This window comes from Streptomyces sp. JB150, assembly GCF_011193355.1.
In the GTDB taxonomy this organism is placed as follows: domain Bacteria; phylum Actinomycetota; class Actinomycetes; order Streptomycetales; family Streptomycetaceae; genus Streptomyces.
The window spans coordinates 1,881,154-1,906,486 of sequence record NZ_CP049780.1 but is presented as its reverse complement, the minus strand read 5'-3'; the positions used below and the strand labels follow the sequence as shown (position 1 = coordinate 1,906,486).

At 73.8% G+C, this 25,333-nt stretch carries 29 protein-coding genes; 21 read left to right on the top strand and 8 right to left on the bottom strand.

The window, feature by feature from the left end; all coding sequences use genetic code 11:
* Positions 1–34: 34 nt before the first annotated feature.
* Both G7Z13_RS08940 and G7Z13_RS08935 read left to right on the top strand, forming a co-directional pair.
* The gene (locus G7Z13_RS08940; protein WP_165997610.1) at positions 35–859 is read left to right on the top strand and encodes an ABC transporter permease; all 825 of its coding nucleotides are present in this window, start codon (positions 35–37) and stop codon (positions 857–859) included.
* A gap of 34 nt (positions 860–893) precedes the next feature.
* Complete coding sequence (locus G7Z13_RS08935) at positions 894–1,565, top strand: AAA family ATPase (RefSeq protein WP_165997608.1); 672 nt, start codon at positions 894–896, stop codon at positions 1,563–1,565.
* A 203-nt stretch (positions 1,566–1,768) separates the two neighbouring features.
* Here G7Z13_RS08935 and ybaK read toward each other — a convergent pair whose 3' ends face one another.
* From ybaK to G7Z13_RS08920, 3 genes are all read right to left on the bottom strand, one after another.
* A complete protein-coding gene (ybaK, locus tag G7Z13_RS08930) occupies positions 1,769–2,269 on the bottom strand; it encodes a Cys-tRNA(Pro) deacylase (RefSeq protein WP_165997606.1) in 501 nt (166 codons plus the stop codon).
* Positions 2,270–2,282: 13 nt separating this feature from the next.
* Positions 2,283–3,023, bottom strand: a complete 741-nt coding sequence (locus G7Z13_RS08925; protein ID WP_165997604.1) for an LON peptidase substrate-binding domain-containing protein — start codon at positions 3,021–3,023, stop codon at positions 2,283–2,285.
* 94 nt (positions 3,024–3,117) lie between these two features.
* Positions 3,118–4,698, bottom strand: a complete 1,581-nt coding sequence (locus tag G7Z13_RS08920) for an oxidoreductase (protein WP_165997602.1) — start codon at positions 4,696–4,698, stop codon at positions 3,118–3,120.
* A 177-nt stretch (positions 4,699–4,875) separates the two neighbouring features.
* Here G7Z13_RS08920 and hisD point away from each other — a divergent pair, with 177 nt between their 5' ends.
* From hisD to hisF, 8 genes are all read left to right on the top strand, one after another.
* Positions 4,876–6,201, top strand: a complete 1,326-nt coding sequence (gene hisD / locus G7Z13_RS08915; RefSeq protein WP_165997600.1) for a histidinol dehydrogenase — start codon at positions 4,876–4,878, stop codon at positions 6,199–6,201.
* Positions 6,198–7,304: a histidinol-phosphate transaminase gene (locus G7Z13_RS08910; protein WP_165997598.1), complete on the top strand. Its 1,107-nt coding sequence runs from the start codon at positions 6,198–6,200 to the stop codon at positions 7,302–7,304. The genes hisD and G7Z13_RS08910 overlap by 4 nt, the downstream gene beginning before the upstream one ends.
* Positions 7,301–7,894, top strand: a complete 594-nt coding sequence (gene hisB / locus G7Z13_RS08905; protein WP_165997596.1) for an imidazoleglycerol-phosphate dehydratase HisB — start codon at positions 7,301–7,303, stop codon at positions 7,892–7,894. The genes G7Z13_RS08910 and hisB overlap by 4 nt, the downstream gene beginning before the upstream one ends.
* A gap of 88 nt (positions 7,895–7,982) precedes the next feature.
* Positions 7,983–8,147 carry a hypothetical protein gene (locus G7Z13_RS08900; RefSeq protein WP_165997594.1) on the top strand — a complete coding sequence of 55 codons (165 nt, stop codon included), beginning with the start codon at positions 7,983–7,985 and terminating at the stop codon, positions 8,145–8,147.
* Positions 8,147–8,788 carry an imidazole glycerol phosphate synthase subunit HisH gene (hisH, locus tag G7Z13_RS08895; protein ID WP_165997592.1) on the top strand — a complete coding sequence of 214 codons (642 nt, stop codon included), beginning with the start codon at positions 8,147–8,149 and terminating at the stop codon, positions 8,786–8,788. Before G7Z13_RS08900 ends, hisH begins: the two co-directional genes overlap by 1 nt.
* Before the next feature lie 4 nt (positions 8,789–8,792).
* Positions 8,793–9,518 carry a bifunctional 1-(5-phosphoribosyl)-5-((5-phosphoribosylamino)methylideneamino)imidazole-4-carboxamide isomerase/phosphoribosylanthranilate isomerase PriA gene (priA, locus tag G7Z13_RS08890; RefSeq protein ID WP_165997589.1) on the top strand — a complete coding sequence of 242 codons (726 nt, stop codon included), beginning with the start codon at positions 8,793–8,795 and terminating at the stop codon, positions 9,516–9,518.
* The gene (locus G7Z13_RS08885) at positions 9,515–9,919 is read left to right on the top strand and encodes a RidA family protein (RefSeq protein WP_165997587.1); all 405 of its coding nucleotides are present in this window, start codon (positions 9,515–9,517) and stop codon (positions 9,917–9,919) included. The genes priA and G7Z13_RS08885 overlap by 4 nt, the downstream gene beginning before the upstream one ends.
* Entirely contained in the window at positions 9,916–10,671 is a 756-nt protein-coding gene (gene hisF / locus G7Z13_RS08880) for an imidazole glycerol phosphate synthase subunit HisF (protein WP_165997585.1), read from the top strand. Before G7Z13_RS08885 ends, hisF begins: the two co-directional genes overlap by 4 nt.
* Before the next feature lie 28 nt (positions 10,672–10,699).
* Here hisF and G7Z13_RS08875 read toward each other — a convergent pair whose 3' ends face one another.
* Positions 10,700–11,335, bottom strand: coding sequence for a TIGR03085 family metal-binding protein (locus G7Z13_RS08875; RefSeq protein ID WP_165997584.1), 636 nt, complete (start codon positions 11,333–11,335; stop codon positions 10,700–10,702).
* A 140-nt stretch (positions 11,336–11,475) separates the two neighbouring features.
* On the opposite strand from G7Z13_RS08875, the gene hisI reads away from it, so the two are divergent.
* The 11 genes from hisI (at position 11,476) to lgt (ending at position 20,669) form a co-directional block, all read left to right on the top strand.
* Positions 11,476–11,871: a phosphoribosyl-AMP cyclohydrolase gene (gene hisI, locus G7Z13_RS08870; protein WP_165997583.1), complete on the top strand. Its 396-nt coding sequence runs from the start codon at positions 11,476–11,478 to the stop codon at positions 11,869–11,871.
* An 11-nt stretch (positions 11,872–11,882) separates the two neighbouring features.
* Positions 11,883–13,370, top strand: a complete 1,488-nt coding sequence (locus tag G7Z13_RS08865; RefSeq protein WP_165997581.1) for an anthranilate synthase component I — start codon at positions 11,883–11,885, stop codon at positions 13,368–13,370.
* Positions 13,371–13,430: 60 nt separating this feature from the next.
* Complete coding sequence (locus tag G7Z13_RS08860) at positions 13,431–14,081, top strand: TIGR02234 family membrane protein (RefSeq protein WP_165997579.1); 651 nt, start codon at positions 13,431–13,433, stop codon at positions 14,079–14,081.
* 142 nt (positions 14,082–14,223) lie between these two features.
* Entirely contained in the window at positions 14,224–14,508 is a 285-nt protein-coding gene (locus G7Z13_RS08855) for an HGxxPAAW family protein (protein ID WP_165997577.1), read from the top strand.
* A 225-nt stretch (positions 14,509–14,733) separates the two neighbouring features.
* Positions 14,734–15,165, top strand: a complete 432-nt coding sequence (locus G7Z13_RS08850; RefSeq protein ID WP_165997575.1) for a DUF2752 domain-containing protein — start codon at positions 14,734–14,736, stop codon at positions 15,163–15,165.
* A 138-nt stretch (positions 15,166–15,303) separates the two neighbouring features.
* Positions 15,304–16,113 carry an indole-3-glycerol phosphate synthase TrpC gene (gene trpC, locus G7Z13_RS08845; RefSeq protein ID WP_165997573.1) on the top strand — a complete coding sequence of 270 codons (810 nt, stop codon included), beginning with the start codon at positions 15,304–15,306 and terminating at the stop codon, positions 16,111–16,113.
* A gap of 22 nt (positions 16,114–16,135) precedes the next feature.
* On the top strand, positions 16,136–16,348 hold the full coding sequence (locus G7Z13_RS08840) for a hypothetical protein (RefSeq protein WP_165997571.1): 213 nt from the start codon (positions 16,136–16,138) through the stop codon (positions 16,346–16,348).
* Between the two features lie 68 nt (positions 16,349–16,416).
* Positions 16,417–17,700 carry a tryptophan synthase subunit beta gene (trpB, locus tag G7Z13_RS08835; RefSeq protein ID WP_165997569.1) on the top strand — a complete coding sequence of 428 codons (1,284 nt, stop codon included), beginning with the start codon at positions 16,417–16,419 and terminating at the stop codon, positions 17,698–17,700.
* Positions 17,697–18,512: a tryptophan synthase subunit alpha gene (trpA, locus tag G7Z13_RS08830; RefSeq protein ID WP_165997567.1), complete on the top strand. Its 816-nt coding sequence runs from the start codon at positions 17,697–17,699 to the stop codon at positions 18,510–18,512. Before trpB ends, trpA begins: the two co-directional genes overlap by 4 nt.
* Before the next feature lie 99 nt (positions 18,513–18,611).
* Entirely contained in the window at positions 18,612–19,388 is a 777-nt protein-coding gene (locus G7Z13_RS08825; protein ID WP_165997565.1) for a thioredoxin domain-containing protein, read from the top strand.
* 135 nt (positions 19,389–19,523) lie between these two features.
* The gene (lgt, locus tag G7Z13_RS08820; protein ID WP_165997563.1) at positions 19,524–20,669 is read left to right on the top strand and encodes a prolipoprotein diacylglyceryl transferase; all 1,146 of its coding nucleotides are present in this window, start codon (positions 19,524–19,526) and stop codon (positions 20,667–20,669) included.
* Positions 20,670–20,729: 60 nt separating this feature from the next.
* On the opposite strand, the gene G7Z13_RS08815 is transcribed toward lgt, so the two are convergent.
* From G7Z13_RS08815 to G7Z13_RS08800, 4 genes are read right to left on the bottom strand one after another with little or no spacing between them, the layout of a single operon-like run.
* Positions 20,730–21,554, bottom strand: coding sequence for a CoA ester lyase (locus G7Z13_RS08815; RefSeq protein WP_165997561.1), 825 nt, complete (start codon positions 21,552–21,554; stop codon positions 20,730–20,732).
* Entirely contained in the window at positions 21,551–22,750 is a 1,200-nt protein-coding gene (locus tag G7Z13_RS08810; protein WP_165997559.1) for a CoA transferase, read from the bottom strand. Before G7Z13_RS08810 ends, G7Z13_RS08815 begins: the two co-directional genes overlap by 4 nt.
* Entirely contained in the window at positions 22,747–24,117 is a 1,371-nt protein-coding gene (locus G7Z13_RS08805) for an ADP-ribosylglycohydrolase family protein (protein ID WP_165997557.1), read from the bottom strand. The genes G7Z13_RS08810 and G7Z13_RS08805 overlap by 4 nt, the downstream gene beginning before the upstream one ends.
* On the bottom strand, positions 24,105–25,325 hold the full coding sequence (locus G7Z13_RS08800) for an ADP-ribosylglycohydrolase family protein (protein ID WP_240926148.1): 1,221 nt from the start codon (positions 25,323–25,325) through the stop codon (positions 24,105–24,107). The genes G7Z13_RS08805 and G7Z13_RS08800 overlap by 13 nt, the downstream gene beginning before the upstream one ends.
* Between the last annotated feature and the right edge of the window lie 8 nt (positions 25,326–25,333).

Genomic DNA, 25,333 nt, shown 5'->3' with positions numbered 1-25,333 from the left:
AAGGGAACGCCGCAGTGAAGAGGAGCAGCGTCGCGTGAGTGTCGTACCCGCAGAGGTTCTGCCGGGGAGTGCCCTGGCCGGCGACGAGGAGGCGCGCCGTCCGGCCGCCGAGCTGGCGCCGGCCGCCCGGCTGTGGCCGGCGCTGTGCGCCGTGTACCGGGCGCAGCTGTCGCGGGCGCGGGTGGCGCGCATCCCGCTGCTGTTCGTGGCGACCTTCCAGTCCGTCGGCATCATGATCATGATGCGCGGGGTGGTGGACGGCGGCGGCGAGGCGCGGTACGTCGTGGCCGGCTCGTCGGTCGTGGTCGTCGCGTTCGTCGCGCTGAACCTGCTCGCGCAGTACTTCGGACAGCTGCGCGCCACCGGCGGGCTCGACCACTACGCCACCCTGCCGGTGCCGCCCGCCGCGGTGGTGCTCGGGGCGGCGGGCGCGTACGCCTCCTTCACCCTCCCCGGCACCTTCGTGACCGCGGTCGTCGGCTGCCTGCTGTTCGGCCTCCCGCTCACCCACCTGTGGATCCTCTTCGCGGTCGTCCCGCTCGCCGGGGCCGCGCTCGCCGGGCTCGGGGCCGCGTGCGGACTGCTCGCGCCCCGGCCGGAGCTGGCCACGCTGCTCGGGCAGCTGGGCATGTCGGCGGCGCTGCTGCTGGGCGTGCTGCCGCCCGACCGGATGCCGGCGCTCATCCGCCTGGCCCGGGACCTGCTGCCGTCGACGTACGGCGTGGAGGCGTACGCGCACACCTTCTCGGCCCACCCCGACTGGGCCGCCGTCGCCGGTGACCTCGCGGTGTGCGCCGGGGTCGGGGTGATCTCGCTGGCCGTCGCCACGTGGGCCTACCGGCGGGCCGCCGTCCGGTGACGCGTGCGGTGCGCGCGCCTGGCACGATGTCAGGGTGACAGCACCGTTGACTCCCCCTCCGCCGCCGCAAGAACCGTCCGCGCACCGGCAGTGGCCGCCGTCGGCCGCCGGCGGGACGTACGGGGGTACCGCGTACGGAGCCCACGGCGGGCCGGGACAGGACGGCCCCGGGATGAGGACCGAGGTGCGCGAGGCCGCCGTCATCACGGTGGCGCTGGCGCTCGGCGGCGTGCTGCTCGGCCTGGCGTGGAACTGGCTGGCGCCGCGCGTGCCGCTGGTCGGGGACGTGGTGGACGGGCGCTGGGTGGTCTACGTCCGGGACACCGAGGGGGAGCAGGCCGCAGGGGTCGACGGAACGTTCACCCTGCTCGCGCTCGCCTTCGGTGCGCTCAGCGGTCTCCTGGTCTTCCTGCTGCGCCGGCGCGGGGGCGTGCCCGTCGTGGTGGCCCTCGGCCTCGGCGGCCTCCTCGGATCACTGCTCGCCTGGCGCGTCGGCGTCTGGCTCGGCCCGGCCCAGGACGTCCTCGCCCACGCCAAGGAGGCGGGCCGGGGCGTGGCGTTCTCCGCCCCGCTCAAGCTGGCGGCGAAGGGCGCGCTGCTCACCTGGTCCATAGGCGCGCTCCTGGTCCACCTGGGCCTGACGGCCCTCTTCGGGCCCCGCGACCCGGAACCGCAGCCGTACCCCGGCAAACCGGCGCCGCACTGAGCCGTGCCGCACCGGCGGCCAGGGGCCGACGGGACCCGCGGGCGCGGAACCCGCCGGTCCGTGGAGTCCGCAGGTCCGCGGAAGCCGCAGGGCCGTGGAAGCCGCAGGTTCGCGGAAGCCGCCGGTCCCGGAGCCTGCTGGTTCGCGGAAGCCGCCGGTCCCCGGAGCCCGCCGGTCCGCGGAACCCGCGCACCCGCCCGCCGCTACGCGCGGCCGATCGGGGCCAGTGTCGCGTCGGTGAGGGCGGCCAGGTCCCCGGGCGCGAGCTCCACCTCCAGGCCGCGGCGGCCGGCCGAGACGCAGATCGTGGCGTGGGCGGAGGCGGAGGCGTCGAGGACCGTGGGGAGCTTCTTGCGCTGGCCGAGCGGCGAGATGCCGCCGCGGACGTAGCCCGTGGTGCGCTCGGCCAGGGCGGGGTCGGCCATCGTCGCGCGTTTGCCGCCGACCGCCGCCGCGAGGGCTTTGAGGTCGAGCTGGCCCGCCACCGGCACGACCGCCACGGTGAGGCTGCCGTCCACGTCCGCGACCAGGGTCTTGAAGACCCGGTCGGGGGAGACGCCCATCGCCTCGGCCGCCTCCTCGCCGTAGGACGGGTGGGACGGGTCGTGCTCGTAGGCGTGCACCGTGTAGGCGACGCCCGCCGCGGTCAGCGCGACCGTCGCGGGCGTGCCGCCCGGCTGCTGCTTCTTCGATTTCTTCGCCATCGGCTCCCGGCCTCTAGTTCAGACTCGTCGGCCCGCGGGTCAGCTCCGCCGCGGGCAGCGACGGCAGCGTACGGATGATCGCCGTCTCGGTGCGCAGGAGTGTCAGCTCGTCGCGCAGCCGGGACGCGGTGTCCGGCGCCTGGAGCAGCCGCTGCTTGGTCGGGACGTCCAGCATCATCGCCGCCGCCACCAGGTACGACACCACGGACGGCTCGTCCGGCAGGTCCGCGCCGGTCGCCAGCGACCGCTCGCGCGCGCCCGCCAGACGCTTCTGGTACTGCCGGAACGCCCGCAGCACCCCCTCGGCCAGCGCACCCGCCTCGTCGCCGGGCTCCTCCGGCAGCGTCTCCAGCTCGGCGGTGAGGTACGGCCCCGAGGCGTCCACCGACAGCAGCCGCACCCGGGTCGTCCCGGTCGCCAGCACCTCGAAGGTGCCGTCGGCCCGCTCCCGGATGGTGGCGGCGTCGGCCACACAGCCCACGCCGTGGAAGGCCTTCGCCGGGTCCGCGCCGAACCCGGCGGCGGGCCCGCGCTCCGGCACGGACGTCGGATCGGGCATCCCGGGCGCGCTCGGAGCGACCTCGTGGCCGTCGCGGATCGCCACGACGGCGAAACGTCGCGGTTCGTCCTCGGGGGTCTTCAGCAGCGCGCGCATCATGGCGCGATAGCGCTCCTCGAAGACGTTCAGCGGGAGGACGAGTCCCGGGAACAGCACCGAGTTCAGGGGGAAGAGCGGCAGCCGGACGGTGGTCACGACCCCAGAGCCTAATGGTCGCCGGCACCGGCGTGTCCGCCCAGCCCGCAGACCGCACGCCTCCGGTGCCGCCCCGAGCGGAGCGGGACGTCCGCTAGTTGCGGCGCAGCAGCCGCGTCGCCCCCGCCGCCACCGTCGTCGCCAGCACCCAGCCGAGCAGCACCAGCGCCGCGCCCAGCCACTGCCAGCCGCCGCGCAGCTGCCAGCCGCCCGCGTGGCCGAGGTCGATGACGGGCAGCAGGAGGTCCAGGGCGAAAAGGGCCGGGTTCCACGGCGGTTGCGCGGCGGTGCCGCCGGTCTCCGGGCGCCCGGCGGAGGCGAAGGCCAGCGAGCCCGCCGCCCACAGCACCGCCATCCACACCGCCGCGCGCCCCGGCCGGTAGCCGTAGGCCACCGTCCAGTCCTGGGCGTACCCCCACAGCTTCGCGGCCGGCGGCAGCGTCTCGCGGCGCCGGCGCTGCTTGGCGAGCAGCACCTCGCGGGCGTCCTCGTCCTCGCCGCCGGCCCGCAGCACCGCCGCCAGCCGCTCGTACGGGTCCGGGTTGTACTCGGCGGTCGCCGCGGCCACCCACTCCAGCCGCTCGGCCAGCGGGAACGGGCCCTGCGGGACCAGGTTCTCGTAGGTGAAGCCCGGCATGTGCAGCCGGCCGGGGCCGGGCCAGCTGCTCGCCCGGTCCACGAGGTTGACGACCCGCGCCCCGGACAGCACCACCCTGCCCCGCTGCGGGCGCTCCCCGAGGAAGCGCAGCTCGGGCACCTGGATCCGGCGCAGCGACAGCTCCTGGTCGTCGGTGAGGACGAGCCGGGCGCTCTCGAGGTCCACCGCGTCCCCGAACCGGCCGTCGTCCAGCCGCAGCCCGCCCTGGCACTCGAACCGCTGCACCCGGGTGCCCTGCGCGGGGGTGCGCCCGCTGAGCTGGAGGCCGCCGAGGCCCGCCGGGGTCAGGTACAGGGTGCGCTCGACGGTCAGCTGCGGCGCGTTCAGCGCCAGCCTGCCGTACGGGTTGCGCAGCCGGGCGCCGCGCAGGCTCAGCGAGACCCCGACGGTGGCGCTGCGCAGGCTCAGCTCGCCGTGCGACTCCAGCAGCTCGGCCTGCAGGTCCTGCCCGACGTTCATGCCGTCCCCCGCGATGGAGCGGCCGCCGCGGTCGCGGTACACGACCGCCTGGTTGAGCAGCAGGTCGGTGCCGATCTGCGCGTCGGTCAGCCGTATCCCGCCGTGGAAGCGGCAGCGCGGCAGATGCAGATCGCCCTCGGTGTGCACCCGGGCCGCCTCCAGCCGGGGCACCGCGCAGTTGACCAGCCGCACCGTCGTGAACCGGGCCTCGGGCAGCCGCACCTCCTGCTCGAAGCGGCAGCCGGTCAGCTCGACGTACGGCACCACCGTGCCGCCCGCGAGGTCGATGGAGCCGCTGACCTGGATGCCGGTCAGCTTCAGCGAGGCCACCCGGCCGGCCAGCGCGGGCGGGCCGTCCAGCAGCAGCCAGCACACGACGCGGGCCCGCACGGTCCGCTCCGGCCCCCAGGGATGCACGCCGTGCGGATCGTCGACGGCGGGGTCCCCGCTGCGCAGGTCGTACACCGCGCCGTCGCGGAAGGCCTGCCACATGCCGGCCTCCGCGGCGGTCAGCTCGTCCGGGATGTCCCCGGCGCGCGGAGCGGCCCCCTCGGTCACAGTTGTCCCTGCCTCCCCGGATACTCGCCGGTTCGTCCCTCGTACTGCAGTTCATGCCCGCTGTGTGACCGAAGGAACACGAAAAGTGAGGGGGATCTTCCGGGTCCGCGACGCGTTCTGTATCAGCCATTGATACGCGCGGACGACCGCCGTCGCCGGTCTGCGAGAATTGAGCCTGTGATCTCCCGAATCGATCTGCGCGGCGACGCCCTCCCGGAGGGTCCCGCCCTGCGCGACCTGCTGCCCCGAGCCGACTTCGACGTTGCGGCCGCCCTGGAGAAGGTGCGTCCGATCTGCGAGGCCGTGCATCATCGCGGGGACGCGGCGCTGATCGACTTCGCCGAGAAGTTCGACGGCGTGAAGCTCGACCAGGTCCGGGTCCCGGCCGCGGCGCTCACCCGCGCCCTGGAGGAGCTGGATCCGGCCGTGCGCGCGGCCCTAGAGGAGTCCATCCGCCGCGCCCGGCTCGTCCACCGCGCCCAGCGGCGTGAGACCCACACCACCCAGGTGGTGCCCGGCGGCACGGTCACCGAGAAGTGGGTGCCGGTCGACCGCGTCGGCCTGTACGCGCCGGGCGGCCGCTCGGTGTACCCGTCCTCCGTGGTCATGAACGTCGTCCCGGCCCAGGAGGCCGGTGTCGGGTCGATCGCGCTCGCCTCCCCGGCCCAGGCCGAGTTCGGCGGCCTGCCGCACCCGACGATCCTCGCCGCGTGCGCGCTGCTCGGCGTCGACGAGGTGTACGCCGCGGGCGGCGCGACCGCCGTCGCGATGTTCGCCTACGGCACCGAGTCCTGCCCGCCCGCCAACATGGTCACCGGCCCCGGCAACATCTGGGTCGCCGCCGCCAAGCGCTACTTCACCGGCAAGATCGGCATCGACGCCGAGGCCGGCCCGACCGAGATCGCGGTCCTCGCCGACGCCACGGCCGACCCGGTGCACGTCGCCGCCGACCTGATCAGCCAGGCCGAGCACGACCCGCTGGCCGCCGCCGTCCTGGTCACCGACTCCGCCGAGCTGGCCGAGGCCGTCGAGCGCGAGCTGGCGACCCAGGTCGCGGCCACCAAGCACGTCGACGACCGGATCGTGCCCGCCCTGAAGGGCACACAGTCCGCGATCGTGCTGGTCGACGGCGTCGAGGAGGGCCTGCGGGTGGTCGACGCGTACGGCGCCGAGCACCTGGAGATCCAGACCGCCGACGCCGCCGCCGTGGCCGAACGCGTCCGCAACGCGGGCGCGATCTTCATCGGCCCCTGGGCCCCGGTCTCGCTCGGCGACTACGCCGCGGGCTCCAACCACGTCCTGCCCACCGGCGGCTGCGCCTGCCACTCCTCGGGCCTGTCCGTCCAGTCCTTCCTGCGCGGCATCCACATCGTGGACTACACCCGCGACGCCCTCGCCGAGGTGGCCCACCACGTGGTGACGCTGGCGGAGGCGGAGGACCTGCCCGCGCACGGCGCGGCGATCAAGGCCCGGTTCGACTGGAAGGTTCCTCAGGGCAAGTGACCGGCATCGACGATCTTCCCGTCCGGGACGAGCTGCGCGGCAAGTCCCCCTACGGCGCGCCCCAGCTCGACGTCCCGGTACGGCTGAACACCAACGAGAACCCCTACCCGCTGCCCGAGCCGCTGGTCGAGCGGATCGCCGAGCGGGTGCGCGCGGCGGCCCGCGACCTCAACCGCTACCCGGACCGGGACGCGGTCGAGCTGCGCACCCGGCTCGCCGAGTACCTGACGAAGACCTCCGGGTACGAGGTCGGCCCGGCGAACGTCTGGGCGGCCAACGGCTCCAACGAGGTCCTCCAGCAGCTGCTCCAGACCTTCGGCGGCCCCGGCCGCACCGCGATCGGCTTCGAGCCGTCGTACTCGATGCACGCGCTCATCGCGCGCGGCACGGGCACGGGCTGGATCTCCGGCCCCCGCGACGACGACTTCACCATCGACCTCCCGGCGGCCGAGAAGGCCATCGCGGAGCACCGGCCGGACGTCGTCTTCATCACCACCCCCAACAACCCCACCGGCAACGCGGTCCCGGCCGACACGGTCCTCGCGCTGTACGAGGCCGCGCAGGCGGCCAAGCCGTCGATGGTGGTCGTGGACGAGGCGTACGTCGAGTTCAGCCACGGCGACTCGCTGCTGCCGCTGCTCGACGGCCGCCCGCACCTGGTGATCTCCCGCACCATGTCCAAGGCGTTCGGCGCGGCCGGCCTGCGCCTCGGTTACCTCGCCGCGCACCCGGCCGTCGTGGACGCCGTCCAGCTGGTCCGGCTGCCGTACCACCTGTCGGCCGTCACCCAGGCGACCGCGCTGGCCGCCCTGGAGCACACCGACACCCTCCTCGGCTATGTCGAGCAGCTGAAGGCCGAGCGGGACCGGCTGGTCGGCGAGCTGAAGGCGATCGGCTACGAGGTGACCGAGTCCGACGCGAACTTCGTCCAGTTCGGCCGGTTCGCCGACGCCCACCAGGCCTGGCGCCGCATCCTCGACCGGGGCGTCCTGGTCCGGGACAACGGCGTGCCGGGGTGGCTGCGCGTCACCGCGGGCACCCCGGAGGAGAACGACGCGTTCCTCGACGCGGTCCGTGAGCTGAAGAAGGAGATGAACGCATGAACCGCGTGGGACGCGTGGAGCGCACGACCAAGGAGACCTCGGTCCTCGTCGAGATAGACCTCGACGGCACCGGGAAGACCGACATCTCCACCGGTGTCGGCTTCTACGACCACATGCTCGACCAGCTCGGACGGCACGGTCTGTTCGACCTCACCGTGAAGACCGAGGGCGACCTGCACATCGACTCCCACCACACCATCGAGGACACCGCCCTCGCGCTGGGCGCCGCCTTCCGGCAGGCCCTCGGCGACAAGGTGGGCATCTACCGCTTCGGCAACTGCACCGTCCCGCTGGACGAGTCCCTCGCCCAGGTCACCGTCGACCTGTCCGGCCGCCCGTACCTCGTGCACACCGAGCCCGAGAAGATGGCGCCGATGATCGGCGAGTACGACACCACGATGACCCGGCACATCCTGGAGTCCTTCGTCGCCCAGGCCCAGATCGCGCTGCACGTCCACGTGCCGTACGGCCGCAACGCGCACCACATCGTGGAGTGCCAGTTCAAGGCGCTCGCCCGCGCCCTGCGCTACGCCTCCGAGCGCGACCCCCGCGCGGCGGGGATCCTGCCGTCCACGAAGGGTGCGCTGTGAGCGACGCACACGCGGCCGCCGGGCCGCGGACGACCACGATGGCCGCACCTCCGCGCCGCGTGGGCGCGGAAGCGAACGGAGGGACACGGTGAACGGGCTGTCGACCGTCCTGATCGTCGTCGGGCTCTTCCTGATCGGCGGGATCATCTCCTTCGTCAAGCAGAAGATGCCCACGAGCCTGATCGTGCTGTTGTCCATCGGCGCCGCGATGTGCCTCGTCGCCGGCGTCATGCGGCTGGAGGTGTGGAACTGATGAGCACCGCCAAGAAGGTCGTCGTCTTCGACTACGGCTTCGGCAACGTCCGCTCCGCCGAGCGTGCCCTGGCCCGCGCGGGAGCCGACGTCGAGATCACCCGCGACTACGACAAGGCCATGAACGCCGACGGCCTGCTGGTCCCCGGCGTCGGCGCCTTCGCCGCCTGCATGGCGGGCCTGAAGGAGGCGCGCGGCGACTGGATCATCGAACGCCGGCTGGCCGGCGGGCGGCCCGTGATGGGCATCTGCGTCGGCATGCAGATCCTGTTCGCGCGGGGCATCGAGCACGGTGTCGAGACCGACGGCCTCGACGAGTGGCCCGGCAGCGTCGAGCCGCTCCAGGCCGACGTCGTGCCCCACATGGGCTGGAACACCGTCGACGCGCCCGCCGGCTCCGAGCTGTTCGCCGGCCTGGACGCGGACGCCCGGTTCTACTTCGTGCACTCCTACGCCGTCCACGACTGGACGCTGGAGGCCCACAACCCGGCGATGGCGGCCCCCAAGGTCACCTGGTCCACCCACGGCAAGCCCTTCGTGGCCGCCGTGGAGAACGGCGCCCTGTGGGCCACGCAGTTCCACCCCGAGAAGTCCGGCGACGCCGGCGCGCAGCTGCTCACCAACTGGATCGGAACCCTGTAGAGACATGGCCAAGCTCGAACTGCTCCCCGCCGTCGACGTCCGCGACGGCCAGGCCGTCCGCCTCGTGCACGGCGAGTCCGGCACCGAGACCTCCTACGGCTCCCCGCTGGAGGCCGCCCTCGCCTGGCAGCGCGCGGGCGCCGAGTGGCTGCACCTCGTCGACCTCGACGCGGCCTTCGGCACCGGCGACAACCGGGAGCTGATCGCCGAGGTGACGAAGGCGATGGACATCAAGGTGGAGCTGTCCGGCGGCATCCGTGACGACGCCTCCCTGGCCGCCGCGCTCGCCACCGGCTGCACCCGCGTCAACCTGGGCACGGCCGCCCTGGAGACCCCCGAGTGGGTCGCCAAGGTCATCGCCGAGCACGGCGACAAGATCGCGGTGGGCCTGGACGTGCGGGGCACCACCCTGCGCGGCCGGGGCTGGACCCGCGACGGCGGCGACCTCTACGAGACGCTGGACCGCCTCAACAAGGAGGGCTGCGCGCGCTACGTCGTCACCGACATCGCCAAGGACGGCACCCTCCAGGGCCCCAACCTGGAGCTGCTGAAGAACGTCTGCGCGGCCACCGACCGCCCGGTCGTGGCCTCCGGCGGCGTCTCCTCCCTGGACGACCTGCGCGCCATCGCCGAGCTGGTCCCGCTCGGTGTCGAGGGCGCCATCGTCGGGAAGGCGCTGTACGCGAAGGCGTTCACCCTCGAAGAGGCCCTGGAGGCAGTGCAGTCATGACGTCCGAAGCCGTGCGGCGCGTGCAGAGCGGAAGTCCCTGGGAAGAGTCCTTCGGTTTCGCACGCGCCGTCGCGGCGGGCGACCGCGTCCTCGTCGGCGGCACCACGTCCTTCAAGGGCGACGTGCTGTACGGCGAGGGCGACCCGTACGAACAGGCCAAGGTGGCCTTCACCAGCGCCCTGGAGGCGATCGGTGAGCTCGGGCTCGGCGTCGAGTCCGTGATCCGCACCCGGATGTACCTGACGCACGCCCGGGACGTGGACGACGTGGGCCGCGCCCACAAGGAAATCTTCGGCACGGTACGCCCGGTGTCCACCCTCCTGGTGGTGGAGGGCTTCGTGGACCCGCGCATCCTGGTCGAGGTCGAAGTAGAGGCATTCAGAGGAGCCGAGCAGTCATGACCCTGGCGGTCCGAGTCATCCCCTGCCTGGACGTGGACAACGGCCGGGTCGTCAAGGGCGTCAACTTCCAGAACCTGCGCGACGCGGGCGACCCCGTCGAGATGGCGAAGGTCTACGACGCCGAGGGCGCCGACGAGCTGACGTTCCTGGACATCACCGCGTCCTCCGGCAACCGCGAGACGACCTACGACGTGGTGCGCCGCACCGCCGAGCAGGTCTTCATCCCGCTCACCGTGGGCGGCGGCGTGCGCACGGCCGAGGACGTGGACAGGCTGCTGCGCGCCGGCGCGGACAAGGTCGGCGTGAACACCGCCGCCATCGCCCGCCCGGACCTGATCCGGGAGATCGCCGAGCGGTTCGGCCGGCAGGTCCTCGTGCTGTCCGTGGACGCCCGCCGCACCGAGTCGGGCTCCTTCGAGGTCACCACCCACGGCGGCCGGCGCGGCACCGGCATCGACGCCGTCGAGTGGGCGCACCGGGCCGCTGAGCTGGGCGCGGGCGAGATCCTGCTGAACTCGATGGACGCCGACGGCACCAAGGACGGCTACGACCTGGAGATGATCCGCGCCGTGCGCAAGCACGTCACGGTCCCCGTCATCGCCTCCGGCGGCGCCGGCCGGCTCGCCGACTTCCCGCCCGCCGTCGAGGCCGGCGCCGACGCGGTCCTCGCGGCCTCCGTCTTCCACTTCGGCGACCTGCGCATCGGCGAGGTCAAGCAGACCCTGAGGGAAGCCGGGCACCCCGTCCGCTGACCCGGCACGGGGCGCCGCTTCGACCGCTTCAGATGCCCAGCTGCTTGCTGTCGTGCAGGCGCTCGATCGCGTCCGCGTCGCCGTCCAGGTCCACCTTGGCCGCGCTCTGCCGGCCGTAGAGGAACAGCAGCAGCTCGGACGGCTCGCCGGTCACCGTCACCACCGGGGTGCCCCGGTGGGCGACGACGGTCCGGCCGTCGGGGCGGCGCAGCACCAGCCCGGTGGGGGAGCCACGGCCCATCAGCCGGGCGGTGCGCTCCAGCCGGGACCACAGGGCGTCCTGGAAGACCGGGTCGAGCGTCCGCGCGGACCACTCCGGCTGGGCGCGGCGGACGTCCTCCGCGTGGACGTAGAACTCGACGGTGTTGGACATCTCGTCGATCTGCTTGAGGGCGAACGGCGAGAAACGCGGCGGACCGGTGCGGATGAGCTGGATCAGCTCCTCGTACGGCTTCGCCGCGAACTCCTCCATCACCTTGTCCAGGCGGGGGGCGAGCTGTTTGATCAGCAGACCGCCGGCCGCGTCCGGGCGGCGCTCGCGCACCACCACGTGCGCGGCGAGGTCCCGGGTCCGCCAGCCCTCGCACAGGGTGGGAGCCTGCGGGCCCGCGGTCTCCAAGAGCTCGGCGAGAAGAAGCCGTTCACGCTTGGCAAAGGTCGACATGCGGTTCAGCCTACGACCGCCGTCCCGGTCCGCCCACCCGTCGCCCGGCCACCGCCCCTCGTCCAGGCGCTGCGCGCCGCCCCGCTCATCTGGTGGACAGCGGGCCGGGAGTGCCGCTTCCGCGCGGCACAATGGCACCCATGACCAGCACGCCTCCGCCCAGCAGGCCCAGCAGCCTGGACCCCGAGATCGCCGCGCGCCTCAAGCGCAGCGCCGACGGTCTCCTGCCCGCCATCGCCCAGCAGTACGACACCGGAGAGGTGCTCATGCTCGGCTGGATGGACGACGAGGCGCTGCACCGCACCCTGACCACCGGCCGCTGCACCTACTGGTCGCGCAGCCGCCAGGAGTACTGGGTCAAGGGCGACACCTCCGGCCACGTCCAGTGGGTGAAGTCCGTCGCCCTGGACTGCGACGCGGACACCGTGCTCGTCAAGGTCGACCAGGTCGGCGCCGCCTGCCACACCGGCGCCCGCACCTGCTTCGACGAGGACGTGCTGCTCAAGGACGCCGGCGCGCCGGCCTCGGATCAGTAAGGTCGGCCGCCATGGACCTCGAGACCTTCCGCAAGCTCGCCACCGACCGCCGCGTCATCCCCGTCACCCGCAAGCTCCTCGCCGACGGCGACACCCCGGTCGCGCTCTACCGCAAGCTCGCCGCCGAGCGCCCCGGCACCTTCCTCCTGGAGTCCGCGGAGAACGGCCGCTCGTGGTCCCGCTACTCCTTCGTCGGCGTCCGCTCCGCCGCCACCCTCACCGAGCGCGACGGCCGCGCCCACTGGCTGGGCGCCCCGCCCGTCGGCGTCCCGGTCGACGGCGACCCGCTCGCCGCCCTGCGCGCCACCATCGAGGCGCTGCACACCCCGCACCAGGAGGGCCTGCCCCCGTTCACCGGCGGCATGGTCGGCTACCTCGGCTACGACATCGTGCGCCGCCTGGAGAAGATCGGCCCCGGCGGGCGCGACGACCTGCGGCTGCCCGAGCTGACCATGCTCCTCACCAGCGATCTCGCCGTGATGGACCACTGGGAGGGCTCGGTCCTGTTGATCGCCAACGCGATCAACCACAACGACCTGGACACCGGCGTCGACGAGGCCTACGCGGACGCGGTCGCCCGCCTCGACGCCATGGAGGCCGACCTGTCCCGCGCGGTCGCCCAGCCGCCCGCCGTGCTGCCGCCGTCCGAGCTGCCCGAGTACACCGCGCGCTGGGGCGGTCCCGCGTACCAGGCCGCCGTCGAGGACATCAAGGAACGCATCCGCGCGGGCGAGGCCTTCCAGGTGGTGCCCTCCCAGCGGTTCGAGACGCCCTGCACGGCGAGCGCCCTCGACGTCTACCGGGTGCTGCGGGCGACGAACCCGTCGCCGTACATGTACCTGTTCCGCTTCGACGGCTTCGATGTCGTCGGCTCCTCCCCGGAGGCGCTGGTCAAGGTCGAGGACGGGCGGGCCATGGTGCACCCCATCGCGGGCACCCGGCACCGCGGCGCCACCCCGCGGGAGGACCAGGCCCTCGCCGAGGAACTGCTCGCCGACCCCAAGGAGCGCGCCGAGCACCTGATGCTCGTCGACCTCGGCCGCAACGACCTGGGCCGGGTCTGCGAACCGGGCTCGGTCGAGGTCGTCGACTTCATGTCCATCGAGCGGTACTCGCACGTGATGCACATCGTCTCCACGGTCACCGGCAAGGTCGCCGCCGGCCGCACCGCGTTCGACGTGCTCACCGCCTGCTTCCCGGCCGGCACCCTCTCCGGCGCGCCGAAGCCGCGCGCGATGCAGATCATCGACGAGCTGGAGCCGTCCCGGCGCGGCCTGTACGGCGGCTGCGTCGGCTACCTCGACTTCGCGGGCGACTCCGACACCGCCATCGCCATCCGCACCGCCCTGCTGCGCGACGGCACCGCCTACGTCCAGGCGGGCGCCGGAGTCGTCGCCGACTCCGACCCGGTCGCCGAGGACACCGAGTGCCGCAACAAGGCGGCGGCGGTCCTGCGGGCCGTCCACACCGCCAACCGGCTCGGCGCGCGGAGCCGGTGAGCAGGTGGGGCACGGATCACGTCGGCCCCGGGTGACGGCCGGCCCGGGGTTCAGGCGATAGTGGAGTACGTGACTGCCGTACCTCACCCCCGTCCCGAAGCCGCACCGTCCGCGCGCGCCGGACGCCGCAGCCTCGCCCTCGCGCTGCTGTGCGGCGCGCTCGGCGCGGCCGTGGCGCTGCTGGCCACCCGCCAGCAGTGGTCGCAGGGCACCGCGACGGTGGCGGGCGGCTCCTTCCCCCTGACCGCCCGCGGCAGTGACGTGACCGGCGTCCCCGCGGCCCTGGCCGTCGTGGGCCTCGCCGCGCTCGTCGCGGTGTTCGCCGTCCGCCGCGCCGGCCGCCTCGTGGTCGCCGCGCTGCTCACGCTGTCCGGCGCCGGCATCGTCGTGGCCGCCCTGCTCGGCGCCTCCGACACCACCGCGCTCGACGAGCGGGCCGCCCGCGCCTCCGGCGACACCTCCGCCACCGTCCACGCGCTCAGCCACACCGCGTGGCCGTACGTCGCGGCCGCCGGTGGCGTCCTGATCCTGCTGGCCGGACTGCTCGCCCTGCGCTACGGCCGGCTGTGGCCCGCGATGTCCGGCCGCTACGAGCGCTCCGGCGCCCCTCGCGCGCGCCGCGCCGCCCCGGCGGTCGACCCGGACCGGCCCGAGGACCTGTGGAAGGCCCTGGACCGCGGCGAGGACCCGACCGGCACCGGCCCGGCCTGACCCGGCCGGCCGCGCCCCCGGCCGGATGTGGCGAAACAGACGCCATCGGGAGGCCACCCCCGCGCACGGCACCCGCGCGCGTACGGGACAATGGACGACGAGCGTCAGGCTCGGACACGTACACGGCTACGAGGAGCAAGCAATGGCGGACAGCAGCCACGGGCACGGTCACACCCCGGCCGCCTGGACCGGTGTCATCATCGCCTTCATCGGTTTCACCGTCGCGGGTGTCTTCATGGTGATGGCCAACCCGATCGGCTTCTGGGGCGGCATGGCCATCGTGGTCCTCGGCGGTGTCGTGGGCGGCGTGATGCGCGCGATGGGTCTGGGCATGCCGAAGGCCCAGCCGCTGAAGATGGCCGAGGGCGCGACCACCGGCAAGAAGACCCCCGCGGCCGGCCGCGAGCCGGTCGCCGCCGAGAGCTGATCCGGCGCGGCACACACGAGCGACTTCGTCGAGGGGCGGCCCACGGGCCGCCCCTCACGCGCGTCCGGGCCCGCGCGGGGGCAGAATGCGGGAATGACCGCCGACCGCCGCCCCCGGACACCGGCCCGGCCCGCCGCATCATCCGCATCGGCCGCCGCATCCGACGCACCGGTCCCCTCCGACGCTGCCGTCACCGGCGACGCACCTGCCCCAGTGGATGCCGCCATGGCGCCCACCGAGGCCCTGCCCGCCCCGGTCGCCCCCGCTCCGGTCCGGCTGGCCGCGCCCGCCGCGGTGCTGGCGGCCGTCGCCGGTGCCTTCGCCTACGTCGGGGCCGTCGACCCCAACGAGCCCGGCCACTACCCCGTCTGCCCGCTGCTGCACCTCACCGGCCTGTACTGCCCCGGCTGCGGCGGACTGCGCAGCGCCCACGCCGTCGTCCACGGTGATCTCCCGGCCGCGCTGCAGGCCAACGCGGTGGCGGTCGCCGGGTACGCGCTGTTCGCCGTGGTGTGGACCGTCTGGGTGGTCCGCGCGGCCCGCGGCCGGCCGCTGCGCCTCGATCCGCGCTCCGCGCACCTGTGGGCGGCCGGCGCGTTGCTGCTGGTCTTCACCGTTGTCCGGAACCTGCCCTTCGGCGGCTGGTTGCATCCTTGATCATCGAACGGACGTCCAGGTAGTGGGACCGCCGTCAACCGGATGCGAGGCCTTCGCCCTCCTCCGGATACCATCGCAGTGACCACAGGTTTCGACCGACCGCTGTGACAGTCAGCCGACTGGAAGGGGGCCGCTCGCGTGAGTGTGCTCGACGAGATCATCGACGGAGTCCGTGCCGACCTCGCGGAACGGCAGGCGCGCGTCAGCCTCGACGAGCTCAAGGAGCGCGCGGCGAAGGCTCCCGCCGCCAAGGACGGGATCGCCGCGCTCAAGGGCGACGGCGTCAAGGTGATCTGCGAGGTCAAGCGCTCCAGCCCGTCCAAGGGCGCGCTGGCCGCGATCGCCGACCCGGCCGGACTCGCCGCGGACTACGAGGCGGGCGGCGCGGCCGTCATCTCCGTCCTCACCGAGCAGCGCCGCTTCGGCGGTTCCCTCGCCGACCTGGAGGCGGTCCGCTCCCGGGTGGACATCCCGGTCCTGCGCAAGGACTTCATCGTCACCTCGTACCAGCTCTGGGAGGCCCGCGCGTACGGCGCCGACCTCGCCCTGCTGATCGTGGCCGCCCTGGACCAGCCCGCGCTGGAGTCGCTGATCGAGCGCGCGGTGTCCATCGGGCTCACGCCCCTCGTCGAGGTCCACGACGAGGACGAGGTCGAGCGCGCGGTCGACGCGGGAGCCAAGGTCATCGGCGTCAACGCGCGCAACCTCAAGACCCTGGAGGTCGACCGCTCCACCTTCGAGCGGGTGGCCCCGGAGATCCCCGACAGCATCGTCAAGATCGCCGAGTCCGGCATCCGCGGCCCGCACGACCTCATCGCCTACGCCAACGCCGGGGCGGACGCCGTCCTGGTCGGCGAGTCCCTGGTCACCGGCAAGGACCCGAAGACGGCCGTCGCCGACCTGGTGGCCGCGGGCGAGCACCCGGCACTGCGCCACGGCCGGAGCTGAACCTCGTTAGAGTGGGCCCACGATGACGCTCCCGATCACCCTCGCCGTCCCGGACCGGTACGCCCGCCTCGCGCGCGGCTGCCGCCCCCGGGGCTGCCGCGCGCCCGCCCGCCGGGTGCACGGCCGCCGGGTGCGGTACGTCATCGGTGACGAGCCCGGCCAGGTCAACGGCCGTCGATGGCAGCGCGCCCTCCAGGGGCGCGGGGACCTGCGCGACCGGCCACGGACGACCTGAGGCCACACCACAAGCCCCGCCCCCACGGCGACAGTGTCTTTTCACCACACTCACCGTGAGGCTCACGCATGCCCAGCACCTTCTTCATCCCCGACCCGGAGGGCCAGGTCCCGAACGCGGCGGGCTACTTCGGCGCGTTCGGCGGCAAGTTCATCCCGGAGGCCCTCGTCGCCGCCGTGGACGAGGTCGCCGTCGAGTACGACAAGGCCAGGAACGACTCCGAGTTCGCCCGCGAGCTGGACGACCTGCTCGCCAACTACACCGGCCGCCCCTCGGCGCTCACCGAGGTCCCCCGCTTCGCCGCGGAGGCCGGCGGCGCCCGGATCTTCCTCAAGCGCGAGGACCTGAACCACACCGGCTCCCACAAAATCAACAACGTGCTCGGCCAGGCCCTGCTCACCAAGCGCATGGGCAAGACCCGCGTCATCGCCGAGACCGGCGCCGGCCAGCACGGCGTCGCCACGGCCACCGCCTGCGCCCTGTTCGGCCTCGACTGCACGATCTACATGGGCGAGATCGACACCCAGCGCCAGGCCCTCAACGTGGCCCGCATGCGCATGCTCGGCGCCGAGGTCATCGCCGTGAAGTCGGGCAGCCGCACCCTGAAGGACGCCATCAACGAGGCGTTCCGCGACTGGGTCGCCAACGTCGACCACACCCACTACCTGTTCGGCACCGTCGCCGGACCGCACCCCTTCCCGGCCATGGTCCGCGACTTCCACCGGGTCATCGGCGTCGAGGCCCGCCGCCAGCTCCTGGAGCGCGCCGGACGCCTGCCCGACGCCGCCATCGCCTGCGTCGGCGGCGGCTCCAACGCCATCGGCCTGTTCCACGCCTTCATCCCCGACGAGTCCGTCCGCCTCATCGGCTGCGAGCCCGCCGGACACGGCGTCGAGACCGGCGAGCACGCGGCCACCCTGACCGCGGGCGAACCCGGCATCCTGCACGGCTCCCGGTCCTACGTCCTGCAGGACGACGAGGGCCAGATCACCGAGCCGTACTCGATCTCGGCCGGCCTGGACTACCCGGGCATCGGCCCCGAGCACTCCTACCTGAAGGACACCGGCCGTGCCGAGTACCGCGCGGTCACCGACGACGCGGCCATGCAGGCGCTGCGCCTGCTGTCCCGCACCGAGGGCATCATCCCCGCCATCGAGAGCGCCCACGCCCTGGCCGGCGCCCTGGAGGTCGGCCGGGAACTCGGCGAGGACGGGCTGATCGTGGTCAACCTGTCCGGCCGCGGCGACAAGGACATGGACACCGCCGCGCGCTACTTCGGCCTGTACGACACCGACGCCGAGGTCGCCGAGGACGCCTCCGGCACCGCCGAGATCGAGGGGGACGCCAAGTGAGCGGGAACATCCGGCTGTTGACCGACACCCTCGCCACGGCGAAGGCCGAGGGCCGCGCCGCCCTCATCGCCTACCTCCCGGCCGGCTTCCCGACCGTGGACGGCGGCATCGACGCGGTCAAGGCCGTGCTCGACGGCGGCGCGGACATCGTCGAGGTCGGACTGCCGCACAGCGACCCCGTCCTGGACGGCCCGGTCATCCAGACCGCCGACGACATCGCCCTGCGCGGCGGCGTGCGGATCGCCGACGTGATGCGCACGGTCCGCGAGGCCTTCGCGGCCACCGGCAAGCCGGTGCTCGTGATGACGTACTGGAACCCCATCGACCGCTACGGCGTCGAACGGTTCACCGCCGAACTGGCCGAGGCGGGCGGCGCGGGCTGCATCCTGCCCGACCTGCCCGTGCAGGAGTCCGCGCTGTGGCGCGAGCACGCCGAGAAGCACGGCCTCGCGACCGTGTTCGTGGTGGCGCCCAGCAGCAGGGACCAGCGGCTCGCCGAGATCACCGCGGCCGGCAGCGGCTTCGTCTACGCCGCCTCCCTGATGGGCGTCACCGGCACCCGCGAGTCGGTCGGCGAGCAGGCGCAGAACCTGGTGGAGCGCACCCGCGCCACCACCGAACTGCCCGTCTGCGTCGGCCTCGGCGTCTCCGACGCGGCCCAGGCCGCCGAGGTCGCCGGCTTCGCCGACGGGGTCATCGTCGGCTCGGCCTTCGTCAAGCGGATGCTGGACGCCCCCGACCACGCCGCCGGGGTCGAGGCCGTCCGTGCCCTCGCCGGCGAACTGGCCAAGGGCGTGCGCCGGCAGGCGTAGCGGCGGGGAGTGACAGACCGATCGTCGTACGGGTCGCTCGAACGGGTGGACCTGGAGCCGGGGAGGCGCGCTGCGCCTCCCCGGTTCGTTCTGCGGGGTGTGAACGAGAAGAACCGTGACGGAAAGCGCACCGCCCGGGAACGGCTGGCGGCGGAGCGCGAGAAGCAGAAAGCCGCGGAGAAGCGGCGGCGCACGCTGATCGTGGGGGCGAGCGTCGTCTGCGTCCTGGCCCTGGCCACGGTGATCGGCGTGGTCGCCGCCAACGCGGGCAAGGACGACGGCGGCGACACCGCGGGCCCGGTCGTGGCCCCCTCGGGCGCCAACGGCGAGGACAACCTGGTCATCCCGGTCGGCGAGAGCGGCGCCAGGTCGACGCTCACCGTCTGGGAGGACTTCCGCTGCCCCGCCTGCAAGTCCTTCGAGACCAACTACCGTTCGACGATCCACGAGCTGACCGCCGCCGGCCGGCTGAGAGTCGAGTACCGCCTGGCCACCATCATCGACGGCAACATGGGCGGCGGCGGCTCGCGCGCCGCGGCCAACGCCGCCGCCTGCGCCCAGGACGCGGGGAAGTTCGTCGAGTTCCACGACGTGCTGTTCGACAACCAGCCCCCGGAGACGGACGACGCGTTCGCCGAGAAGGGCAAGCTGATCGAGCTGGCGGGCAAGGTCGACGGCCTCGACACCCCCGCGTTCAAAAAGTGCGTCGAGGACGGCACGCACAACGCCTGGGTCGACAAGTCCGCCCAGGCCTTCAACAGCGGCGGCTTCACCGGCACCCCGACCGTCCTGCTCGACGGCAAGAACATCTACCAGGACCAGACGATGACCCCGGCCAAGCTCAAGCAGCAGGTGGAGGCGAAGGCAGGGGGATGACGGGAGCGATGGGAGCGACGAGGGCGACGGGGATGACCGGGCTGACAGGGACGGCGCGGGGCGACCGCCCGTTATGGACCCGTAGCCGGGCTGCCCGTCGCCCGGCCGGTCCGGCACGGTAGCGTCGACCCTGCCATGGAACTTGCCTACATTCCCAGCCCGTCGCGCGGGGTGCTGTACCTCGGCCCCATTCCGCTGCGCGGCTACGCGTTCTGCATCATCATCGGTGTCTTCGTTGCCGTCTGGCTCGGCAACAAGCGGTGGATCGCCCGCGGCGGGAGGGCCGGCACGGTCGCCGACATCGCTGTCTGGGCGGTGCCGTTCGGCCTGATCGGCGGCCGGCTGTACCACGTGATCACGGACTACCAGCTGTACTTCAGCGAGGGCCGTGACTGGGTGGACGCCTTCAAGATCTGGGAGGGCGGCCTCGGCATCTGGGGCGCGATCGCGCTCGGCGCGCTGGGCGCGTGGATCGGCTGCCGCCGCCGCGGCATCCCGCTGCCCGCCTACGCCGACGCCATCGCCCCCGGCATCGCCTTCGCCCAGGCGATCGGCCGCTGGGGCAACTGGTTCAACCAGGAGCTGTACGGGCGGGAGACCGACCTGCCGTGGGCGCTGCACATCACGTCCACCGCGGACGGCCGGATGCCCGGGTACTACCACCCGACGTTCCTGTACGAGTCGCTGTGGTGCGTCGGTGTGGCGCTGCTGGTGATCTGGGCCGACCGGCGCTTGAAGCTGGGCCATGGCCGGGCGTTCGCGCTGTACGTCGCCGCTTACTGCGCGGGCCGGTTCTGGATCGAGTACATGCGCGTCGACGACGCCCACGAACTGCTGGGCCTGCGGCTGAACAACTGGACGGCGCTGCTCGTCTTCCTGCTCGCCGTGGTCTACCTCGTGGTGTCGGCGAAGAAGCGGCCGGGCCGCGAGGAGGTCGTGGAGCCGGGTGCCCCCGGCGGCGGCACGGACGCCGCCGACGCCTCCGGCGCCTCGGACGCGTCCGGTGACTCCGCCGCTTCCGGCACCTCGGACGTCTCGGACGTCTCGAAGGGCTCAGCGGTTTCGGATGCCTCCGCGGGCGCGGCCGGGTCCGGGGCGAAGGCCGCGGACGCCGTGCGGGACGAGGACCGGGCCAAGGTGAAGAGCAAGGCCAAGGGCAAGGGCGAGGACAAGGCTGCCGGCGGGGCCGGGGACACGACCGGCACCGCGGCCGGCGACGCGGCGGACGGCGTGGCCGGTGAGAAGGCCGGGGACGGGGCCGGGCCGGCCAAGAAGGCCTGACGGCCGGTCACGCGGACGACGGCGAGGGCGCCCGGAGGTCTTCCGGGCGCCCTCGCCGTGTCAGCGGCGGTTGCCCAGGGCCAGGATCCGCTGCGCCGCCGCCACCACCGCCGCGTCCACGAAGGTGCCGTCCTCCAGGGCCTGCGCCCCGGCCTCCCGCGCCGCCGCCTTCACCACCGCCTCCGCGTGCTCCAGCTCCTGCCGGGTGGGCAGGTAGGCCCGTTCGATCACCGGCAGCTGGCGCGGGTGGAGGGCCGCGCGGCCCAGGAAGCCCAGGGCGCGGCCGTGGGCGCAGGAGGCGGCCAGGCCGTCAAGGTCCCGGATGTCGGGGTGGACGGACTGCGCCGGGGGCGGCAGCCCCGCCGCGCGGGCGGCGACGACGACGCGCGAGCGCGGCCAGTCGAGGCCCGCGTCGCCCCGCATCCCCAGATCGGCCCGGAGGTCGGCCTCGCCCAGGGCGATTCCGCGCAGGGCCGGGTGGGCGGTGGCGATGGCGTGGGCGCGCTCGATCGCCAGGGCCGATTCCAGCAGGGCGTACAGGGCGGGGGCGCCGCCCTCGGCGGGTGCCGTGTGCTCGGCGATCCGCACGAGCTGCCGCGGCGCGGTCACCTTCGGCAGGCGCAGTCCGGACACCCCGGGCAGACCGGCCAGCGCCCGCAGGTCGGCCGCCGCGAGCGGACCGCCGAGCGCGTTCACGCGGACGTGCACCGGGACCGGCTGGGGTGCGGCGAGGAGGTCGGCGGTGGCCGCGCGGGCGTACTCCTTGCGGTCCGGGGCGACCGCGTCCTCCAGGTCGACGATCACCACATCGGCGCCGCAGGTGAGGGCCCTGGCGACCGTCGCCGGGCGGTCGCCGGGGACGTAGAGCCAGGTCAGCGGGATCACAGCGCGCCCTCCGCGCGCAGCGCGGCCAGCTCGTCGGGGGTCAGGCCCGCCTCGGTGAGGACGGTCTCGGTGTCCGCGCCGTGCGGGCGGCCGGCCCAGCGGATCGCGCCGGGGGTCGCGGAGAGCCGGAAGAGCACGTTCTGCATGCGCAGCGGCCCGAGTTCAAGGTCGTCGACGGTGGTGATGGTGCCGAGGGCCGCGTACTGCGGGTCGGTCATCACGTCCCGTACGTCCTGGATGGGAGCGACCGCGGCCTCCGCCTTCTCGAAAGCCGCCAGGACCTCGGCGCGGGTGTGCCGGACGATCCAGGAGCCGACCGCCTCGTCCAGGACGTCGCTGTGCCGGGCGCGGTCGGCGCCGGTGGCGAACCAGGGCTGCTCGATCAGGTCCGGGCGGCCGACCAGCCGCATCACGCGTTCGGCGATCGAGTTCGCGGAGGTGGAGACGGCGACCCAGGTGCCGTCGGCGGTGCGGTAGGTGTTGCGCGGGGCGTTGTTCTGGGAGCGGTTGCCGGTACGGGGCTGGACGTGACCCAGCTGGTCGTACCAGAGGGGGTGCGGGCCGAGGACGGTCAGGATCGGCTCGATGAGCGCCATGTCCACGACCTGGCCCTCGCCGGTGCGGTCGCGGGCGGCGAGCGCGGTCAGCACGGCGTACGCCGTGGCCAGTCCGGCGATCGAGTCGGCGAGGCCGAACGGCGGCAGCGTCGGGGGCGCGTCGGGCTCGCCGGTGATCGCGGCGAAGCCGCTCATCGCCTCGGCGAGGGTGCCGAAGCCGGGGCGGTGCGCGTACGGGCCGAACTGGCCGAAGCCGGTGACGCGGGCCAGTACCAGGCGGGGGTTGGCGGCGGACAGCTCCGGCCAGCCGAGGTCCCATTTCTCCAGGGTGCCGGGGCGGAAGTTCTCGATGACCACGTCGGCGCCGGCGGCGAGCCGCAGGAGGGTGCTGCGGCCGCCGGGCTTGGACAGGTCGAGGGTGATCGTGCGCTTGTTGCGGCCGAGCATCTTCCACCACAGGCCCACGCCGTCCTTCGACGGGCCGTGGCCGCGGGACGGGTCGGGCCGCACCGGGTGCTCGACCTTGATCACGTCCGCGCCGAAGTCGCCGAGCAGGGTGGCGGCGAGCGGACCGGCGAACAGGGTGGCGACGTCGAGGACGCGCAGCCCGGTGAGCGGGGGAGGCGGAGCCTGGTTCATGGGCGGGTCGCCTCCTGGAGGGTGAGCTGGGCCAGGGTGTCGAAGCCGGTGCCGTCGAAACCGGAGAGGGTGGTGGCCAGGCGGTTCTTCAGCGGGGCCGTCCAGCGCTCGGGCAGCGCCTCGGGCGAGCCGGCGAGCAGGCCGGCGACGCTGCCGGCCGTGGCGCCGACGGAGTCGGTGTCCCAGCCCCCGGAGACCGCGCGGCAGATGGAGCCGGAGAAGTCGCCGTCGGCGTGGGTGAGGGCGGCGGCGAGCAGGGCGGTGTTGGGGACGGCGTGCACCCAGTGGTGGCCGGCGTCGTAGGCGGCGTGGAGTTCGTCCACGACCGTGTCGAAGTCGTCGTGCGCGCGGGCCAGTTCGATGGCGTGCCGGATCGCGCGGGCCAGCCGGGAGCGGGGCGGGACGACGGTGAGGCCGGTGCGCAGGCACGCGTGGACGTCGTACGTCCCGGTGGCGGCGAGGGCGATGACGGCGGCGGTGAACATCGCGGCGTAGACGCCGTTGGCGGTGTGGGTGAGGGTGGCGTCGCGGTGGGCCTGGGCGGCGGCGCGGGCCGGGTCACCGGGGTTGGTCCAGCCGTGCGCGTCGGCGCGGATGAGGGCGCCGATCCACTCGCGGAACGGGTTGCGGTGGCGGGCCGTGCGCGGGGGTTCGAGGCCGCACAGCAGGTTGCGGTAGGCGACGCGTTCGGCGGTGAAGGTGCGGCCGGCGGGGAGTTCGTCGAGCCACAGGGCGGCGACGTCCTCGGTGCCGAAGTCCCGGCCGTGGCGGCGCAGCAGCAGCAGGTTCAGCAGGGGGTAGTCGAGGTCGTCGTCCTCGGGCATGCCGTCGATGTTCTCGGCGAGGCAGGTGGCGGCCGAGCGGCGGTTCCAGGGGTATCTGGCGGCGAGGTCGGCGGGCAGGCCGCGGGCGGTGAAGTACGTGGTGAGCGGCCAGTTCCCGGTGGCGCGGGCCAGATGGCGGATGCCGTCCAGGGGGAGCTTCTCGACGGGTTTGCCGAGCAGGCAGCCGACGGCCCGGCCGAGCCAGGCGGCGTGCAGGCGGGGCAGGAGGTCCGGCGGGGCGGCGGGGGTGGCCGGGGCGGACGGCCAGTCGGGGCACAGGGCGACGATCCGGTCCAGGTCCGTCGGTTCCCGGTCCGCCAGCCTGCTGGGCAGGTCGGCGAGTTCGTCGAGCAGGTCCTCGGCGAGCAGGCGCAGATAGCGCGAGCACGGCTCGGGGGAGGCACCGGCCCGGGCGGGGGCCTCGCAGCCGCCGGCCGCCTTCCACCGCTTCGCGATCGCGGACGGTTCGCGGCCGTCCTGGGCGGCCTGGCGCAGTTCGTGGCCGAGCAGGTCCTCGGGCTGGACCCAGGTCAGTCGGAGCATCCGGTGCCTCCCAGCGCGGCGAACGCCTCCTCGTGGGCGCGGCGGCGCCGTACGTCACGGGCGAAGATCTCCCGGGTCACCTCGGTGAGCACGCGCGCCGGTTCGCGCAGGTCCAGGCGGCTGGCCTCGGCGACGGTCTTCGCCCAGTCCTCGGGCACCGGCGAGCCGAGGGCGCCGGCCAGCGCGCCGGCCATGGTGGCGATCGAGTCGCAGTCGCGGCCGTAGTTGACCGCGCCGAGCACCGCGTGCCGGTAGTCGCCGCCCGCGACCAGCAGCATGCCGAGCGCGACCGGCAGTTCCTCGATCGCGTGCAGCCGGGAGGGGCGGCGGGCGGCCAGCGAGGGGGAGCGGTAGTCGGGGCCGACGGTGTCGTACGGGGCGACCGCCTCGCGCAGCGGGACCAGCGCGGACTCGACGTCGCGGTGGCGGGCGGCGGTCTCGCAGACCCGCTCGATCGCCGCGCGGGTGCCGTCCTTCGCCAGGGACAGACAGGCGGCCACCACCGAGTCCGGGGTCGCGCCGGGGGCGCACGCCGCGGCCACCGCCGCCGCGAAGACCCCGGCCGCCTCCCTGCCGTACGACGACTGGTGGGCGCCCGCGACGTCCAGCGCCTCGGCGTACGCGCCCGCCGGGTGGGCGGCGTTGACCAGGCCGACCGGGGCCATGTACATCGCCGCCCCGCAGTTGACGATGTTTCCGGTGCCGGCCTCGCGGGGGTCGGCATGGCCGTAGTGGAGGCGGGCCACGAGCCACTTCTCCGCGAGGAAGATCCGCTGCAACGGCAGGGCCTCCGCCTCCAGTTCGGGGATCCACCGCGGGGTGGTCATCAGGTCGGGGACCAGATGGTCGGCGATCGCGTAGGCGTCCAGGTGGTCGCGGACGCGCTCGTAGACCCGGACCAGCGCGTGCGTCATGAGGGTGTCGTCGGTGACGTGGCCGTCGCCCTTGTGGTACGGGGCGATGGGGCGGGCGGTGCGCCAGGCGTCGCCGTTCCAGGGGCCGACGATGCCGTGGACGCGGCCGCCGTGGCGTTCGAGGATCTGGTCGGGGGAGTAGCCCTCCACGGGGCCGCCGAGGGCGTCGCCGACAGCGGCGCCGACCAGGGCGCCGGTGATCCGTTCGGCGAGGGACTCCGCCCGGCCTTCCCTTTCCCGGCTTTCCGCACGCCGGGCGGGTTCTCCTCGGTTTTGTTCTTCTGTGGGCGTCATGCCCCGAA

Coding starts and splice junctions, on each gene's coding strand:
- ybaK (WP_165997606.1), bottom strand. CDS start 2,269: ATGGCGAAGAAATCGAAGAAGCAGCAGCCGGGCGGCACGCCCGCGACG.
- G7Z13_RS08800 (WP_240926148.1), bottom strand. CDS start 25,325: ATGACGCCCACAGAAGAACAAAACCGAGGAGAACCCGCCCGGCGTGCG.
- G7Z13_RS08855 (WP_165997577.1), top strand. CDS start 14,224: ATGGCGGACAGCAGCCACGGGCACGGTCACACCCCGGCCGCCTGGACC.
- G7Z13_RS08850 (WP_165997575.1), top strand. CDS start 14,734: ATGGCGCCCACCGAGGCCCTGCCCGCCCCGGTCGCCCCCGCTCCGGTC.
- trpB (WP_165997569.1), top strand. CDS start 16,417: ATGCCCAGCACCTTCTTCATCCCCGACCCGGAGGGCCAGGTCCCGAAC.
- priA (WP_165997589.1), top strand. CDS start 8,793: ATGGCCAAGCTCGAACTGCTCCCCGCCGTCGACGTCCGCGACGGCCAG.
- G7Z13_RS08885 (WP_165997587.1), top strand. CDS start 9,515: ATGACGTCCGAAGCCGTGCGGCGCGTGCAGAGCGGAAGTCCCTGGGAA.
- hisH (WP_165997592.1), top strand. CDS start 8,147: ATGAGCACCGCCAAGAAGGTCGTCGTCTTCGACTACGGCTTCGGCAAC.
- hisI (WP_165997583.1), top strand. CDS start 11,476: ATGACCAGCACGCCTCCGCCCAGCAGGCCCAGCAGCCTGGACCCCGAG.
- G7Z13_RS08840 (WP_165997571.1), top strand. CDS start 16,136: ATGACGCTCCCGATCACCCTCGCCGTCCCGGACCGGTACGCCCGCCTC.
- hisF (WP_165997585.1), top strand. CDS start 9,916: ATGACCCTGGCGGTCCGAGTCATCCCCTGCCTGGACGTGGACAACGGC.
- G7Z13_RS08875 (WP_165997584.1), bottom strand. CDS start 11,335: ATGTCGACCTTTGCCAAGCGTGAACGGCTTCTTCTCGCCGAGCTCTTG.
- G7Z13_RS08865 (WP_165997581.1), top strand. CDS start 11,883: ATGGACCTCGAGACCTTCCGCAAGCTCGCCACCGACCGCCGCGTCATC.
- G7Z13_RS08805 (WP_165997557.1), bottom strand. CDS start 24,117: ATGCTCCGACTGACCTGGGTCCAGCCCGAGGACCTGCTCGGCCACGAA.
- hisB (WP_165997596.1), top strand. CDS start 7,301: ATGAACCGCGTGGGACGCGTGGAGCGCACGACCAAGGAGACCTCGGTC.
- lgt (WP_165997563.1), top strand. CDS start 19,524: ATGGAACTTGCCTACATTCCCAGCCCGTCGCGCGGGGTGCTGTACCTC.
- G7Z13_RS08810 (WP_165997559.1), bottom strand. CDS start 22,750: ATGAACCAGGCTCCGCCTCCCCCGCTCACCGGGCTGCGCGTCCTCGAC.